Below are 16182 nucleotides of genomic sequence, written 5' to 3'. Positions count from 1 at the left end.
ACCGTACGGGAGCGGCGACGGGCGCGGGGTCGGGCGGTTCGCGGCCCGCCCGTCGGTCAGTGCTTGCTGATCTTCACGTGGCGGATGTTCACGGGGACGTTGGGGTAACCGTCGCCGGGACCGTTCTGGTCGTCCTCGCCGGCGGCGGCGATCTTCTGCAGGACGTCCAGGCCGGCCGTGACCCGGCCGAACGGGGTGTAGGCGGGGGAGAGCTTGGTGTCCTTCCAGACGATGAAGAACTGGCTGCCGTTGGTGTTCGGACCGGCGTTGGCCATCGCCACGGTGCCGGCAGGGTAGGTGGCGCCGGTCAGGTTCTCGTCCGGGAAGGAGTAGCCCGGACCGCCGCTGCCCGTCCCGGTCGGGTCGCCGCACTGCAGGACGTAGATCCGCTGGGTGGTGAGGCGGTGGCAGTGGCTGCGGTCGAAATAGTCGTGCTCGGCGAGGAATCGGAACGAGAAGGTGGTGCAGGGCGCCTTGTCGGTCAGTGCCTCGAAGGTGATCGGGCCCTGATTGGTCCGCAGGGTCGCGCTGTAGGGGCGGGCGGCCTTCTCCGCGTCGAAGACCGGGATGCCCTTGAAGTTGTCGGCCGGGACGGCGGGTGTGTAAGTGCAGGCCGCGCTCTGGGCGGGGGCGGCGCCGGAGGGGGCCGCAACGGCCGTGCCGGTGCTCGCCGCGAGCGGGAGGACGGTGGCGGCGGCGACCAGCGCCCAGTGCTTGCGCTTCATGTGACGGGCCTTCCGGGGGGTGGTGGACGGCGTGCTTGTCATGGAGGCATCATCCACGGCCGGGTGGGTCTCCGGTAGGGGTTGGGGCGGTCGAGGCTCCTTTGGCATGAGGGGAAGTAAGGGGATGCGAGGGGGTATTGGGGCCGCGCTGGGCGGGGTCGGGCCTCTGGTGGTTGCCGGGTCCCGGGGTGGGCTTGGGGTGGGGCTTGGGGGTGTGGTGCGAGCCCTATGGGGCGGGGGTGTTCGGCGCGGTGCCGGGTTCGGCTTCGGTGTTGGGGTCGGTGTTGAGGTCGGGGCTGGGGTTGAGGTTGGCGTCGGTGCCAGGGTCGGTGCCTGGCGGGGTGGACATGAACAGCCCGGCGCGGGCGGCCAGGGCGGCGGCGTCGGCGGCCCTTTCGGCGGTGCGGGCGTCCAGGGGCTCGCCGGTGACGAACAGCCGGTAGTAGAGCGGGGCGGTGGCGGCCCGGACCACCTCGGCGCCGTCCGTTTCGACGGGCAACTCGCCGCGGGCGACCGCCCGTTGGGCCACTTCGGCGGCCTGGCGGTGGCGGGCCGCGAAGAAGTCGCGCAGGGCGGCCGCGCCGATGTCGGAACGCTGGGCGGCAGAGATCAGCGCGGTGGGCGTGAGGCCCCGTTCGGGGTCGGTGAAGACGCTGAACACCTCCTGGGTTATCTGGCGGAGGTCCTGCTGGAGGTCTCCGGTGTCGGGCAGGGGCCAGGGCTGGTCGGCGGAGGCGGTCAGGGCATCCGCGACCAGGCCGTCCACCCCGCCCCAGCGCCGGTAGAGGGTGGCCTTGTGGACGCCGGACCGCGCCGCGACCGCCTCGGCGGTGAGTCCGTCGTAGCCCTTCTCCGTGACTTCGGCGAGCGTGGCGGCGACCACGTCCGCGCGGACCCGGGTGCTGCGGCCGCCCGGGCGCGGGGTCGGCGTACGGGGCTGCTGGTCGGGGCGGGAAGCCTCGCTCAAAGTCGACTCCAGTCGCATTAGTGCTTGCTGTGGGGTGGTGGTCGTGCCATGCTCATCGTAATGCGACTTTGGTCGCATTACGAGAGGAGCTCGCGTGACCACCTGTGCCATCCCCGACCCGACCGCTCTCCACCCGCTCGCCGGCCACGACCGAGTGGTCCTGCTGCGCCCGCTCGTCACCGATCCGAGGATCGAGGTCGGCGAGTACACCTACTTCGACGACCCTGACGGAGCCACCCACTTCGAGGAGCGCAACGTCCTCTACACCTACGGCCCTGAGCACTTGGTGATCGGCAAGTACTGCGCGGTCGCCACCGGAACCCGCTTCCTGATGGCCGGGGCCGCCCACCCGGCCATCGGCGTGTCCACCTTCCCCTTCACGATGTTCGGCGGCAGCTGGACCGAGCAGACCCTCGACATCGTCACGGGCCTGCCCAGCCGTGGCGACACCGTGGTCGGCAACGACGTCTGGTTCGGTTTCGGCGCCACCGTCCTGCCTGGGGTTCGGATCGGCGACGGAGCGATCATTGCGGCCGGCGCGGTGGTCACCGCCGACGTCGAGCCCTACACGATCGTCGGCGGTAACCCCGCCCGTCCGATCCGGCGTCGCTTCGATGACGCCGACATCGATCGCCTGCTCCGCGCCGCCTGGTGGGACTGGCCGGTCGAACTCGTCACCGAGCATGTCCGCGCCATCATGTCCGGCACCCCAGCCGACATCGAGGCCATCGCCGAGACGAACGGTTTGCTCGCCTCCTGACCCGCCGGCACCTGGCAGGGGCATTGATCACCGGCGGGCCGGTGCGCGAAGATGGCGCACCCTTGCTCCATCCCTCACCCCGTCCGCCGCTGAGCCACACGCCCAGCTCCTGGGTCCGTCCGACGCCGTACGGTCCTCGCACCCGCCGGTTCCGTTCGCTCGGAGGGATCTTCCTCATGTCTGCCTCCTCGTCCTCATCGGTTCTTCGTGATCTGCCGGTCCTGCTCGTGGCAGTGGTGTGGGGGTCGAGCTTCCTCGCCGTCCAGCGGGTGGCCGAGCCGGAGACGGTCGTGGCGATGCTCGTCCTGCGCTTCGGGCTGGTGCTGCCATTGCTCGGACTGGCCGCCTGGCGGGCCCTGCGGAAGCTGAGCCGCGCCGAGTGGCTCGGCGGCGCCGCACTGGGCCTGGTCCTCAGCGGGATCTTCCTGCTGGAGACCTACGGCGCCGTACACACCTCCGCCACCAATGCCGGGCTCATCATCAGTCTCGCCATGGTGCTCACCCCGCTCGGCGAGAGCGCCCTCGGCCGCACCGCACCACCGCGCGCCTTCCTCGCGGCCGCCGGGCTGGCCGTCCTCGGCGTCGCCCTGCTCACCGGCGACGGCGGGCTGCGCCCCCCGACGCTCGGCGACCTGCTGGTGCTGGGCGCCGCCCTGGTCCGCTCGGCGTACGTCCTCGCCATGGCCCGCACCCGGGCCATCCGCAACACCGACATGCTCGCCGTCACCTGGGTCCAACTCGCGGTTGCCACCGCGGTGTTCACGGTCGTCGCGCTGGCCGTCGGGCCCAGCCCGTGGAGCGTCGCGCTCTCGTACGGAGCCGGCCAGTGGGCCTGGCTGTTGCACCTGTCCTTGTTCTGCACCCTGTTCGCCTTCTTCGTCCAGATGTGGGCTGTCCGGGCCACCTCGCCGTCCCGGGTGAGCCTGCTGCTCGGCACCGAACCCCTGTGGGCCGCCGTCTTCGGCATCACCCTCGCCGGGAACCGGATGGGCCCGCTCGCCCTGCTCGGCGGAGCCCTGGTACTGGTCGCGACCGAGTGGGGCCGGCGCGCCGCTCCCGCGCCGCGCCCGGCCAGTGGCGCGGTGAGGACGCGCCCGACACGGAGGGGGCGAGCCCGGAGCCGGCCCCGGTGTGACCTGTCGCGCCGATCATCGGCGCCGCCGCAGCGTCCGGCGGGCGTAGTCGACAGTGACCGCGCCCAGCAGCGGGCCCCAGGCGACCAGGGGCAGATAGGCGAGCGTCATCACGACGGCGGCAGCGCCCCGCGGCGAGTCCGGCTCGGCCAGGTTGTGGGCCCAGCGGCCGAACAGCCCCTCCATGCCGAGGATCGTGAGCGCCACTGAGCCCAGCAGAGCCGGGACGATCGCGGTGAGCGGCGGAATCCGACGGCCGCCTATCAGCGGGATCCGGCGTGGAGCCACCAGCCCCCAGGGGCGCACCAGGCCGACGGTCAGGAAGGCCAGGGCTTCGGCCAGGCAGCTCAGCGCCACGCAGTAGACCGTGCCCCAGCCCGGCTGGTGGGCGGCGTACGCCGCGGCCGTCGCTCCGGTGAAACCGGCCGGGAGGCCGAAGCCGAAGGCGATCCGCCACAGCCCCGAGGGAACGGTGCTGAGGGCGGCGGCCTTGGCGGCGAGCTGGGCCCAGCGCGGGGCGGGCGGGACGGCCGGGAGAGTGGTCGCGGTCCGGTGCGCGGTGCTACCCGGGTTGATCGCGAGCTTCGACATGGTGGTGGACTCCCTTCGGCTCCGGCCTCCGTGGCCGGTGCGATGTCTCAAGACTGGAGGTCCACCAGGGCTCGCGGCAGATGCCGATCGGGCTGTTCCTCCTGCTCAACCGGCATTTGAAATATGCCGATCGGCACAGGCGTACCGCTCGGACGCCGCCGTAGTGTGACGGCAGTCGAAGAGTCGAGGAGGCGGTGACGATGACGCAGATTCCGGCCGGGGTGGTCCTGATCCTGGTGCTGCCGGCCTGGTTGGTGCGAGGGCGCCACGGGGTAGCGGCCGTGGCCATGGTCCTCGGGGTTGCGTCGATCGCGGTCACGATCGCGGTCTGGCTCCTCGGCCGCTGGGCGGAGGGAGACCGCTGGGCCGGGCTGTTGGGGCTGGTCGAACTGGCCGTCCTGCTGCTGTCGGTGGTCATCAGCCTGCGCACCGAGGACGGGCCGCGGTGCGCGGCGGCGGCCTGGACGGCCTGCGGAGCGGTTGCCCTCTGGCTGACGCGGTTCGCGTTCATCGAAGGGCCGGGGGACATGCTCACGGTCTTCGGGTTCGGTTCGATGCTCTCGCTGCCGACGGTCCTGATCGGCCTCTACCTGCGGGGCCTGGACGAGGGACGCAAGCGGGCGGTGGTCGAGGCGAGGCGTGCGCAGCGACTCGAACTGGCCCACGACCTCCACGACTTCGTGGCACACGATGTGAGCGGGATGGTCGCCCAGGCCCAGGCAGGCGCCTATCTGGCCTCGGTCGACCCGGCTCGAGCCGTCGCCATGTTCGAACGGATAGAGCAGGCCGGACAGCGGGCCCTGGCATCGCTGGATCGGACGGTCCAGCTGCTGCGCACGGAGGAGGGGACTGGGCGCAGCCCACAGCCGGGGCTCTCGGAACTCGCCGAGGTGGCAGAGCGGTTCACCGCCTCGGGCGGCGCGGAGGTCCGGCTGGAGCTGCCGGACCAGCCGGTGCCGAGGGAAGTGGGTGGGACGGTCCACCGGATCGTGGTCGAGGCACTGACCAACGTTCGCCGGCACGCTCAGAGCGCTCATCGGATCGATGTCCGGGCACGCCGTGTCGGCGGGTGGCTGGAGCTGACCGTGACGAACGACGGCCGGGCGCCAGGTCCGGCCGGACGTCCCCGCCGAGGCGGCGGGAGCGGACTGCCGGGGCTGGCCGCGCGGGTGGAGGCGCTGGGCGGCACTTTCGAGGCCGGCGCCTATGAGCAGGAGGCCTGGCGGGTGACGGCGAGGCTGCCGTTGGCAGGGCAGGAGGGCCCGGAGCAGCCGGGAGCCCTGATGAGGACCAGTGCGGGCGCAGGGGAGCAGAGCGGATGAGCAGCAGTGCGGGGCCGATTCGGATCCTGGTCGCCGATGATCAGGCAGACGTCCGCAGCGCGTTCCGGATGATTCTGGACGTCCAGCCGGACATGGTGGTGGTGGCCGAAGCGGCGAACGGAGCCGCGGCGGTGGAGGAGGCGAGGAGGCTGCGGCCGGACGTGGTGCTCGCGGACATCCGGATGCCGAAGCTCGACGGACTGGAGGTCACCCGGCAACTGGCCGGTCAATGCAAGGTGATCGTGGTGACCACCTTCGACCTGGACGAGTACGTGCACACGGCCTTGCGGAATGGTGCGGCGGGCTTCCTGCTGAAGCGCTCGGGGCCGGTCCTGCTGATCGAGGCCGTTCGGGCGGCGATGGCCGGGGATGCGTTGATCAGCCCGCAGATCACTGTCCGACTGCTGCGGCACATGGCGCTCTCGGACTCCACGCCGATGCCCGGTCCCGCGATCGGGGCAGGCGCTCCGGGCCCGTTGATAGCCGGCCCGGTGGAGGAACTGACCGAGAGAGAAAGGGAGATTGCTGAGTTGGTGGCCGACGGAGCGACCAACGCCGAGATCGGCGCCGGGCTCTTCATCTCACCGGGAACGGTGAAGAACCACCTCGCCAACATCCAGCGCAAGCTCGGTGCCCGTAACCGGGTGGGCGTCGCGGCCTGGGTGTGGGAACAGGCAGTCGGTAACCGGTAACCGGCCCTGATCCGCAGGCGAGAGCGGAACAGCGTAGGCGGCCCGCGCAAGGGCGAGGCCCGAGGAAGAGAGGGATGCAGGGCGCAGGTGGAGGCGGGCCCAGGACTGTGAGGGTCGCGCCGGGAAGGGAAGTCGGGCCTGCCCGCAACGGGAGGCAGAGCCGCGGAGGCGGAGGGCGAGGAGGAGGGCGAAGGGCAGGCCCCCAGGGGCCCACATGCTGCCGGAGCTGCGAGCGCGCAGCAGCTCCGCGCTGGGACCGGCCGGCCCAGCGCAGGTGACACCGGCGGCAGGTGGGCAATCCTGGCGCGGGCGGCGGGCGGCGGGCGGCGGGCGGCGGGCGGCGGGCGGCGGGCGGCGGGCGGCGGGCGGGGAGGGGGAGGGGGAAGGAGACCCCAACACGACTTCGCGCGCTTGTGAACAAAGGGTCAAGCAAGCGTTCATCCCCCCACCACCCCTCCGAGTGAGCCGCTATAACACGTCAACATGGCGCCCAGAAATTTGCCATCAACGGAGCATAGTTGATATAGAAACGCACCCCTGACCAGCCGCTTCAAAGATAAATGCGACTGCTTGTGACCATTTGACTCCTTTGCGTTGACAACTCTGGGCATGTTCACATTCGCCACCATTCACATGGTGGCGTAGATCACAAAGATGACGATGAACTGCGTGTCGCAGATCACAAGCCACCGGGCATAGGATGCGCTCGTTCCAGGCTTTGTGAACTGCCTCACATGAGGTGGATCCCGGGAACTGGAACGCGGGTTCACCTCAGCGTGACCCGCTGGTTCCGATCTGCAGTCAAGGACGACTGGACGGAGGGAGCGGAGGCTATGAATGCCTACGCGCCGATCCTCGTACTCGGTGCCATCGCGGCGGCGTTCGCGGTCGGTTCCGTCGTGATGGCCTCACTCACTGGCCCCAAGCGCTACAACCGGGCCAAGTTGGAGGCGTACGAGTGCGGCATCGAGCCGACCCCGCAGCCCGTGGGCGGCGGTCGGTTCCCGATCAAGTACTACCTGACGGCGATGCTCTTCATCGTCTTCGACATCGAGATCGTCTTCCTCTACCCCTGGGCGGTGACCTTCGACTCCCTGGGGATCTTCGGGTTGGTCGAGATGCTCCTGTTCATCGCCACCGTCTTCGTCGCGTACGCCTACGTCTGGCGCCGCGGCGGCCTGGAGTGGGACTGAGCCGGGGGTGGCGCCGCCGCCCCTTGTGAACGAGTGGACAAGCTCGAACGGGCCGGACGTTCCCCGGGGCGCCGCCGGGCGCTCCCGGGCGCACCGTCGGACACCCCGCCGGACGTACCAGAGGACTTGAGGGCATTGAGAGGGATCTGATGGGAATCGAGGAGAAGCTGCCGAGCGGTTTTCTGCTCACGACCGTGGAGACGGCCGCCGGTTGGGTGCGCAAGGCGTCACTCTTCCCGGCCACCTTCGGTCTGGCCTGCTGCGCGATCGAGATGATGACCACCGGCGCCGGCCGTTACGACCTGGCCCGGTTCGGCATGGAGGTCTTCCGGGGCTCCCCCCGGCAGGCCGATCTGATGATCGTGGCGGGCCGGGTGAGTCAGAAGATGGCCCCGGTGCTGCGCCAGGTGTACGACCAGATGGCCAACCCGAAGTGGGTCATCTCGATGGGCGTCTGCGCCTCCTCCGGCGGGATGTTCAACAACTACGCGATCGTCCAGGGCGTCGACCACATCGTCCCGGTGGACATCTACCTGCCCGGTTGCCCGCCCCGCCCGGAGATGCTGATGGACGCCATCCTGAAGCTGCACGACAAGATCCAGCACGAGCCGCTGGGCGTGAACCGGCGCCGGGCCGAGGAGCTCGGCGAGGCCCTCGCCCTCAAGGCCACCCCGGTCAGCGAGATGCGGGGGCAGCTGCGATGAACGAGCAGGTACCCGAGACCCGCCGCGAGCAGCCGGTCCGCGAGATCCCGGTCGAGGTGGTCGGCCGCCGCCAGGGCATGTTCGGCGCCCAGGGCACCGGCGACACCTCCGGTTTCGGCGGGCTGGCCGCCCCGATCGTGCTGCCCGGTCCGAGTGAACGCCCGTACGGCGGTTGGTTCGACGAGGTCGCCGACGAGTTCGAGGGCGCCCTGGAGGAGCAGGGCCTGGACCCGGCCGAGGTCATCGAGAGGACCGTGGTCGACCGCGGCGAGCTGACCTTCCACCTCGACCGCGTCCACCTCCTGAAGGCGGTGCGCATCCTGCGCGACGACCCGGCGCTGCGCTTCGAACTGTGCCTGGGCGTGAGCGGCGTGCACTACCCCGGCGACAAGGGCCGTGAGCTGCACGCGGTCTACCACCTGCGCTCGATCACCCACGGCCGGCTGATCCGGCTGGAGGTCACCGCGCCGGACGCCGACCCGCGCATCCCCTCGGTGGTGAGCGTCTACCCGACCAACGACTGGCACGAGCGCGAGGCCTACGACTTCTTCGGCCTGGTCTTCGACGGTCACCCGGCGCTCACCCGGATCATGATGCCGGACGACTGGCTGGGCCACCCGCAGCGCAAGGACTACCCGCTCGGCGGCATCCCCGTCGAGTACAAGGGCGCCCAGATCCCGGCACCCGACCAGCGGAGGTCGTACAGCTGATGGACACTCAGCACTACGAAGGCGCCCACGGACCGGCCCAGGACGGGGCGGAGGAGGCGCAGGCCCGCGACACCACCGAGGGCCGGGTCTTCACCGTCACCGGTGGCGACTGGGGCGAGGTGGTCGAAGCGCTCGGCCGGGCCGACGACGAGCGCATCATCGTCAACATGGGCCCCCAGCACCCGTCCACCCACGGCGTGCTGCGGCTGATCCTGGAGATCGACGGCGAGACGGTGAAGGAGGCCCGCTGCGGCATCGGCTACCTCCACACCGGCATCGAGAAGAACATGGAGTTCCGCAGCTGGGTCCAGGGCACCACCTTCGTGACCCGCATGGACTACCTGACCCCGCTGTTCAACGAGACCGCCTACTGCCTGGCGGTCGAGAAGCTGCTCGGCATCACCGACGACGTCCCGGACCGGGCCAACGTCATCCGGGTGATGATGATGGAGCTCAACCGGATCGCCTCGCACCTGGTCTGTCTGGCCACCGGCGGCATGGAGATCGGCTCCACCACCCTGATGATCTACGGCTTCCGGGACCGCGAGCTGATCCTGGACGTCTTCGAGCTGGTCACCGGTCTGCGGATGAACCACGCGTACGTGCGCCCCGGCGGCCTCGCCCAGGACCTGCCGCCCGGTGCCGTGGACCAGATCCGGGAGGCGGTGCGCACCTTCCGTTCCCGGATGCACGAGTACGACAAACTCGCCACCGGCAACCCGGTGTTCAAGGCCCGCCTGGTCGACGTCGGCTTCCTGGACCTGGCCGGCTGCCTGGCCCTCGGCGCCACCGGCCCGATCCTGCGCGCCGCCGGCCTGCCGCACGACCTGCGCAAGACGGACCCGTACTGCGGTTACCAGGACTACGACTTCGAGGTCGCGACCGCCGACACCGCCGACTCCTACGGCCGCTTCCTGATCCGCCTGGAGGAGATGAAGCAGTCGCTGGGGATCGTCGAGCAGTGCCTGGACCGGCTGCGGCCGGGCCCGGTCATGGTGGCCGACAAGAAGATCGCCTGGCCGGCCCAACTGGCCGTCGGCCCGGACGGGATGGGCAACTCGCTCGACCACATCCGCAAGATCATGGGTACCTCGATGGAGGCCCTGATCCACCACTTCAAGCTGGTCACCGAGGGCTTCCGGGTCCCGGTCGGCCAGGCGTACGCGGCGGTCGAGTCGCCGAAGGGCGAGCTGGGCGTGCACGTGGTCAGCGACGGCGGGACGCGCCCGTACCGGGTCCACTTCCGGGATCCGTCGTTCACCAATCTGCAGTCGATGGCGGCGATGTGCGAGGGCGGCCAGGTGGCCGACGTGATCGTCGCGGTGGCCGGGATCGACCCGGTGATGGGAGGCGTGGACCGGTGACCAACGTCGAACTGGGACTGCCGGCGCTGCCGGCTCCGCCCTATCCGGAGGAGGTGCGCGCCCGGCTGGCCGAGGAAGCCGCCGAGCTGATCGGCCGCTACCCCCAGGCCCGTTCGGCGCTGCTGCCGCTGCTGCACCTGGTGCAGGCCGAGGAGGGCTTCGTCAGCCCGACCGGGATCCGGTTCTGCGCCGAGCAGTTGGACCTCACCACCGCCGAGGTCACCGCCGTCGCCACCTTCTACACGATGTACCGGCGGCGTCCGGCCGGGAAGTACCACGTCGGGGTGTGCACCAACACCCTGTGCGCGGTGCTCGGCGGCGACCAGATCTTCGCCGAGCTGCAGGAGCACCTGGGCGTCGGCAACAACGAGACCACCGAGGACGGCGAGATCTCGATCGAGCACATCGAGTGCAACGCCGCCTGCGACTACGCCCCCGTGGTGATGGTCAACTGGGAGTTCTTCGACGACCAGACCCCGCAGAGCGCCCGGCGACTGGTCGACGACCTGCGGGCCGGCCGCGAGGTGCGGCCCACCCGTGGCGCCCGGCTGTGCGGCTTCAAGGAGACCGCCCGGATCCTGGCGGGCTTCCCCGACGAGCGCCCCGGGGCCAACGACGAGTCCGGCGCCGGCGGTGCCCCCTCGCTGGCCGGTCTGCGGCTGGCCCGCGGCGAGGTCTTGCCCGGCACCGGCGGCACCAAGGTGGTCGCCCCCCGCCACGAAGGCACGGGCACCGGCACCGAAGCCCACGGCACCGGCACCGGCACCGAAGCCCACGGCGCCGGCCAGGAAGGGACCGAAGCGTGATGACCTCCGCCGAGCCGGCCGAGAAGCTGCTCACCCCCGTCCTGTCCGACTCCTGGGACGACAGCCGCCCCTGGACGCTGGCCACCTACCGCCGCCACCACGGCTACGAGGGCCTCAAGGCGGCCCTCGCGATGCCCCCGGACGACGTGATCGCCCTGGTCAAGGACTCCGGGCTGCGCGGCCGCGGCGGCGCCGGCTTCCCCACCGGGATGAAGTGGCAGTTCATCCCGCAGAACGACGGCAAGCCGCACTACCTGGTGGTCAACGCGGACGAGTCCGAGCCGGGCACCTGCAAGGACATCCCGCTGCTGTTCGCCAACCCGCACGCGCTGATCGAGGGCATGGTGATCGCCTCCTACGCGATCCGCTGCGACCACGCCTTCATCTACCTGCGCGGCGAGGTCGTCCCGGTGCTGCGCCGGCTGCACGCGGCGGTGGCCGAGGCGTACGAGGCGGGGCTGCTGGGCCGGAACGTCCTGGGCTCCGGGGTGAACCTGGACATCACCGTGCACGCCGGCGCCGGCGCGTACATCTGCGGCGAGGAGACGGCGCTGCTGGACTCGCTGGAGGGCCGGCGCGGCCAGCCGAGGCTGCGGCCCCCGTTCCCGGCGATCGCCGGTCTGTACGCCTGCCCGACGGTGGTCAACAACGTCGAGTCGATCGCCTCGGTGCCGCCGATCCTGGCCCGGGGCAAGGAGTGGTTCAAGAGCCTGGGCACCGAGAAGTCCCCGGGTTTCACCCTGTACTCGCTCTCCGGCCACGTCACCAATCCGGGCCAGTACGAAGCCCCGCTGGGCGTCACGCTGCGCCAGCTGCTGGACCTCAGCGGCGGCGTGCGGGCCGGGCACCGGCTGAAGTTCTGGACCCCGGGCGGCTCCTCCACCCCGATGTTCACCGACGAGCACCTGGACGTCCCGCTGGACTACGAGGGCGTCGGCGCGGCCGGTTCGATGCTGGGCACCAAGGCGCTGCAGGTCTTCGACGAGACCACCTGCGTGGTGCGGGCGGTCACCCGCTGGACGGAGTTCTACGCCCACGAGTCCTGCGGCAAGTGCACCCCCTGCCGGGAGGGCACCTACTGGCTGGTCCAGCTGCTGAAGCGGATCGAGGCGGGCGGCGGCGTCGAGGGTGACCTGGAGAAGCTCCTCGACATCGCCGACAACATCAACGGCAAGTCCTTCTGCGCGCTGGGCGACGGCGCGGCGAGTCCGATCGTCTCCTCGCTCCAGCACTTCCGCGCCGAGTACGAGCAGCACCTGGCCGAGCGCCGCTGCCCGTTCGACCCGGCCGCCTCCACCGTCTGGGCCGACGGCCCCCGCCCCGGCCACCAGTCCGCCACCGAGAGGGAGGTGCACGCGTGACGATCACTGAGCCAACCGCCTCCAAGAACGACGACACCGCGGTCGAACTGGTCACGCTCACCATCGACGGCGTCGAAGTGAAGGTCCCCAAGGGCACCTTGGTGATCCGGGCCGCCGAGACGATCGGCACCCAGATCCCGCGCTTCTGCGACCATCCGCTGCTGGATCCGGCCGGCGCGTGCCGGCAGTGCATCGTGGAGGTCGAGGGCCAGCGCAAGCCGGTCGCCTCCTGCACCATCCCGGTCGCCGAGGGCATGGTGGTGCGCACCCAGGTGAGTTCGCCGGTGGCCGAGAAGGCGCAGCGCGGCGTGATGGAGCTGCTGCTGATCAACCACCCGCTGGACTGCCCGGTCTGCGACAAGGGCGGCGAGTGCCCGTTGCAGAACCAGGCGATGAGCAGCGGCGCGGCGGACTCCCGGTTCGAGGGGATGAAGCGCACCTACCCGAAGCCGCTGCCGATCAGCAGCCAGGTGCTGCTGGACCGGGAGCGCTGCGTGCTGTGCGCGCGCTGCACCCGCTTCTCGCAGCAGATCGCCGGGGACCCGTTCATCGACCTGGTGGAGCGCGGGGCGCTGCAGCAGGTGGGCACCGGGGAGGGGGACGACTTCGAGTCGTACTTCTCCGGGAACACCATCCAGATCTGCCCGGTGGGCGCGCTGACCTCGGCGGCGTATCGGTTCCGCTCGCGCCCCTTCGACCTGGTGTCCTCGCCGAGCGTGTGCGAGCACTGTTCGGCGGGCTGCGCGCAGCGCACCGACCACCGGCGGGGCAAGGTGCTGCGCCGGCTGGCGGGTGAGGACCCGGCGGTGAACGAGGAGTGGAACTGTGACAAGGGCCGGTTCGCGTTCCGCTACGCCCAGCGGCGGGACCGGCTGACGGCCCCGCTGGTGCGGGTGGACGGCGAGCTGGTGCCGGTGTCCTGGCCGGAGGCGCTGGCCCGGGCGGCGGAGGGGCTGCGCGGGGCCCGTACGGGGGTGCTGGCCGGTGGCCGGGTGACGGTGGAGGACGCGTACGCGTACGCGAAGTTCGCCCGGGTGGTGCTGGGCACCAATGACGTGGACTTCCGGGCCCGGCCGCACAGCGGTGAGGAGGCGGACTTCCTGGCCGCGGCGGTCGCCGGGCGCGGGGTGGACGTGGACGGCACGGGCCTGAGCTACGAGCGGCTGGAGCAGGCGCCGACGGTGCTGCTGGCGGGTTTCGAGCCGGAGGAGGAGTCGCCGATCGTCTTCCTGCGGCTGCGCAAAGCGAACCGGGCGAGGGGCCTGAAGGTGTTCTCGGTGGGGGCGTTCGCCTCCCGGGGGCTGGTGAAGCTGCGCGGTTCGCTGCTGCCGGCGGCGCCGGGCACCGAGCCGGAGTGGTTCGCCGCGCTGGCGGCGGACGAGCCGTTGAACGACGACGCGGGGCGGGCGGCCGAGCTGCTGCGGCAGCCGGGTGCGGTGATCCTGGCGGGTGAGCGGCTGGCGTCGGTGCCGGGCGCGTTGACGGCGGTGCTGCGGCTGGCGCACGCGACCGGGGCCGCGTTGGCCTGGGTGCCGCGCCGGGCGGGGGAGCGGGGCGCGGTGGAGGCGGGTGCGCTGCCGGGTCTGTTGCCGGGTGGCCGTCCGGTGGCGGCGGTGGCGGCGCGGGCGGAGGCGGCCGCGGTCTGGGGGGTGGCGGAGCTGCCGTCGCGTCCGGGCCGGGACACCGGTCAGATCCTGACCGCGGCGGCGCGGGGTGATCTGGACGCGCTGCTGGTCGGCGGGGTGGATCCGGGCGACCTGCCGGATCCGGCGTTGGCCGGGGAGGCGTTGGCGGCGGTGCCGTTCGTGGTGTCGCTGGAGCTGCGGCCGTCGGCGGTGACCGAGCGGGCCGATGTGGTGCTGCCGGTGGCGGCGGTGGCGGAGAAGGCGGGCACCTTCCTGGACTGGGAGGGCCGGGTGCGGATGTTCGAGGCCGCGCTGAAGCCGGACCAGCAGATGGGCCGTCATCTCTGGTCCGACCTACGGGTGCTGGAGATGCTGGCGGACGCGCTGGGCCACCGGCTGGGTCTGGCGGACGTGCGGGCGGCCCGGCTGGAGCTGGACCGCTTCGAGCCGTGGCGGGGTGACCGCGCGGCGGATCCGGCGGCGCACCCGGGGGTGCTGCCGCGGCCGGCCACCGGCCAGGCGGTGCTGGCGGGTTGGCGTCTGCTGCTGGACGAGGGGTCGCTGCAGGACGGCGATCCGCATCTGGCGGGGACGCGGCACCGGGCGGTGGCCCGGGTGTCGGCGGCGACCGCGAAGGAGATCGACGCCGGTGCGGCGGGGGCGCTGCGGCTGACCGGTCCGGCCGGTTCGCTGACGCTGCCGCTGGAGGTCACCGACTCGGTCCCGGACCGTACGGTCTGGATCCCGCTCAACTCCACGCCGGGCGGCGCCCACCGCGCGCTCGGTACGACCGTCGGCCACCTGGTGACGATCGCCGCGGCGGAGCTCGCGCCGGTCGTCGTCGAGGGCGGGGCCCGGGAAGGGGAGGTCCGATGACTCCGAAGCCGTACGAGACGCTGCACTTCTTCGGCCAGGACCCGTGGTGGCTGGTGCTGCTGAAGGCGGTGTTCTGCTTCGCGTTCCTGCTGCTGACGGTGCTGGTCGCGATCGTCTGGGAGCGCAAGGTGGTGGCCTGGATGCAGTTGCGCATCGGGCCGAACCGGCACGGGCCGTGGGGTCTGCTGCAGTCGCTGGCGGACGGCGTGAAGCTGGCGCTGAAGGAAGACCTGGTGGTCAAGGGCGCGGACAAGGTGGTCTACATCCTGGCGCCGATCGTCTGCGCGATCCCGGCGTTCATGGCCTTCGCGGTGATCCCGTTCGGTCCGCCCGGCGACGAGGTGTCGATCTTCGGGACCCGGACGCCGTTGCAGCTGACGGACTTCCCGGTGGCGCTGCTGTACGTGCTGGCGACGGCCTCGGTGGGCATCTACGGGATCGTGCTGGCGGGCTGGTCGTCGGGTTCGACGTATCCGCTGCTGGGCGGGGTGCGGTCGGCCGCGCAGATGATCAGCTACGAGATCGCGATGGGCCTGTCCTTCGCGGCGGTGTTCGTCTACTCGGGGTCGATGTCGACCTCGGAGATCGTGGCGCACCAGCAGCCGAGGTGGTTCGCGGTGCTGCTGCCGGTGTCGTTCATCGTGTACGTCATCGCGATGGTCGGTGAGACCAACCGGGCGCCGTTCGACCTTCCGGAGGCCGAGGGCGAGCTGGTGGGCGGCTTCAACACCGAGTACTCCTCGCTGAAGTTCGCGATGTTCATGCTGGCCGAGTACGTCAACATGGTGACGGTCTCGGCGGTGGCCTCGACCCTGTTCCTGGGCGGTTGGCGGGCCCCGTGGCCGGTGTCGACGTTCTGGGAGGGCGCCAACCACGGCTGGTGGCCGATGCTGTGGATCACGCTGAAGATCCAGTTGCTGCTGTTCTTCTTCATCTGGCTGCGCGGCACGCTGCCCCGGCTGCGCTACGACCAGTTCATGAAGCTGGGCTGGAAGGTGCTGATCCCGGTCTCGCTGGTGTGGCTGGTGCTGATCGCGAGCGTGCGGGCGCTGCGCAACGAGGGGTACGGCTCCGGTTCGGTGGTGCTGTACGTGGGGGCGCCGGTCGGCGCGGTCCTGCTGCTGGTGCTGGTCCGGGACTTCCTGAAGAAGCAGCCGGAGGAAGAACAGCCGCCACCGGGTGGGGGCACCTCCCGGCCGAGGGCTGGGGGAGAGTTCGACCCGATGGCGGGCGGGTACCCGGTGCCGCCGCTGCCCGGTCAGGTGCTCCCGCCGGTGCCGCGCCGGCCGAGCCGTGCTCCGAAGCAACTCCAGGACGCCCTCAACGGGGCCGACCATTCCGAAGGGAGCTGAT

At 71.2% G+C, this 16182-nt stretch carries 14 protein-coding genes and 1 pseudogene; 12 read left to right on the top strand and 3 right to left on the bottom strand.

Features of this window, described 5'->3' with window-relative positions; genetic code table 11:
• Nucleotides 1–56 precede the first annotated feature (56 nt).
• Nucleotides 57–767, bottom strand: a complete 711-nt coding sequence (locus ACZ3YL_RS13485; RefSeq protein ID WP_223242329.1) for a peptidylprolyl isomerase — start codon at nucleotides 765–767, stop codon at nucleotides 57–59.
• Nucleotides 768–951: 184 nt separating this feature from the next.
• Entirely contained in the window at nucleotides 952–1692 is a 741-nt protein-coding gene (locus ACZ3YL_RS13480; protein ID WP_465657215.1) for a TetR/AcrR family transcriptional regulator, read from the bottom strand.
• Nucleotides 1693–1786: 94 nt separating this feature from the next.
• On the opposite strand from ACZ3YL_RS13480, the gene ACZ3YL_RS13475 reads away from it, so the two are divergent.
• Both ACZ3YL_RS13475 and ACZ3YL_RS13470 read left to right on the top strand, forming a co-directional pair.
• The gene (locus ACZ3YL_RS13475; protein WP_465657212.1) at nucleotides 1787–2452 is read left to right on the top strand and encodes a CatB-related O-acetyltransferase; all 666 of its coding nucleotides are present in this window, start codon (nucleotides 1787–1789) and stop codon (nucleotides 2450–2452) included.
• Nucleotides 2453–2628: 176 nt separating this feature from the next.
• Nucleotides 2629–3471: pseudogene (locus tag ACZ3YL_RS13470) on the top strand (DMT family transporter); the annotation flags it as partial.
• A gap of 129 nt (nucleotides 3472–3600) precedes the next feature.
• On the opposite strand, the gene ACZ3YL_RS13465 reads toward ACZ3YL_RS13470, so the two are convergent.
• Nucleotides 3601–4176 (bottom strand): hypothetical protein, encoded by a 576-nt coding sequence (locus ACZ3YL_RS13465; protein WP_223242327.1) that lies wholly within the window; start codon nucleotides 4174–4176, stop codon nucleotides 3601–3603.
• Nucleotides 4177–4376: 200 nt separating this feature from the next.
• Between ACZ3YL_RS13465 and ACZ3YL_RS13460 the strand changes: the two genes are divergently transcribed.
• The 10 genes from ACZ3YL_RS13460 to nuoH all read left to right on the top strand — a co-directional run bounded on the left by ACZ3YL_RS13460 (nucleotide 4377) and on the right by nuoH (nucleotide 16181).
• Nucleotides 4377–5498: a sensor histidine kinase gene (locus ACZ3YL_RS13460; protein WP_465657210.1), complete on the top strand. Its 1122-nt coding sequence runs from the start codon at nucleotides 4377–4379 to the stop codon at nucleotides 5496–5498.
• Nucleotides 5495–6190: a response regulator gene (locus ACZ3YL_RS13455; protein ID WP_465657208.1), complete on the top strand. Its 696-nt coding sequence runs from the start codon at nucleotides 5495–5497 to the stop codon at nucleotides 6188–6190. Before ACZ3YL_RS13460 ends, ACZ3YL_RS13455 begins: the two co-directional genes overlap by 4 nt.
• A gap of 833 nt (nucleotides 6191–7023) precedes the next feature.
• A complete protein-coding gene (locus ACZ3YL_RS13450) occupies nucleotides 7024–7383 on the top strand; it encodes an NADH-quinone oxidoreductase subunit A (RefSeq protein WP_188306789.1) in 360 nt (119 codons plus the stop codon).
• A 149-nt stretch (nucleotides 7384–7532) separates the two neighbouring features.
• Nucleotides 7533–8087 (top strand): NuoB/complex I 20 kDa subunit family protein, encoded by a 555-nt coding sequence (locus ACZ3YL_RS13445; protein WP_030286559.1) that lies wholly within the window; start codon nucleotides 7533–7535, stop codon nucleotides 8085–8087.
• Nucleotides 8084–8797, top strand: coding sequence for an NADH-quinone oxidoreductase subunit C (locus tag ACZ3YL_RS13440; protein WP_465657204.1), 714 nt, complete (start codon nucleotides 8084–8086; stop codon nucleotides 8795–8797). Before ACZ3YL_RS13445 ends, ACZ3YL_RS13440 begins: the two co-directional genes overlap by 4 nt.
• Nucleotides 8797–10161, top strand: coding sequence for an NADH-quinone oxidoreductase subunit D (locus tag ACZ3YL_RS13435; protein WP_188306787.1), 1365 nt, complete (start codon nucleotides 8797–8799; stop codon nucleotides 10159–10161). Before ACZ3YL_RS13440 ends, ACZ3YL_RS13435 begins: the two co-directional genes overlap by 1 nt.
• Entirely contained in the window at nucleotides 10158–10967 is an 810-nt protein-coding gene (gene nuoE, locus ACZ3YL_RS13430) for an NADH-quinone oxidoreductase subunit NuoE (RefSeq protein WP_465657200.1), read from the top strand. The genes ACZ3YL_RS13435 and nuoE overlap by 4 nt, the downstream gene beginning before the upstream one ends.
• A complete protein-coding gene (gene nuoF, locus ACZ3YL_RS13425; protein ID WP_188306785.1) occupies nucleotides 10967–12328 on the top strand; it encodes an NADH-quinone oxidoreductase subunit NuoF in 1362 nt (453 codons plus the stop codon). Before nuoE ends, nuoF begins: the two co-directional genes overlap by 1 nt.
• Nucleotides 12325–14829, top strand: coding sequence for an NADH-quinone oxidoreductase subunit G (locus ACZ3YL_RS13420; RefSeq protein WP_465657197.1), 2505 nt, complete (start codon nucleotides 12325–12327; stop codon nucleotides 14827–14829). Before nuoF ends, ACZ3YL_RS13420 begins: the two co-directional genes overlap by 4 nt.
• Nucleotides 14826–16181 (top strand): NADH-quinone oxidoreductase subunit NuoH, encoded by a 1356-nt coding sequence (gene nuoH, locus ACZ3YL_RS13415; RefSeq protein ID WP_465657196.1) that lies wholly within the window; start codon nucleotides 14826–14828, stop codon nucleotides 16179–16181. Before ACZ3YL_RS13420 ends, nuoH begins: the two co-directional genes overlap by 4 nt.
• Nucleotide 16182: the final 1 nt, after the last annotated feature.

It is taken from the genome of Kitasatospora sp. NPDC023176, from assembly GCF_055560495.1.
The sequence above is the reverse complement of the archived record's forward strand: the minus strand, read 5'-3'. Positions and strand labels throughout refer to the sequence as shown.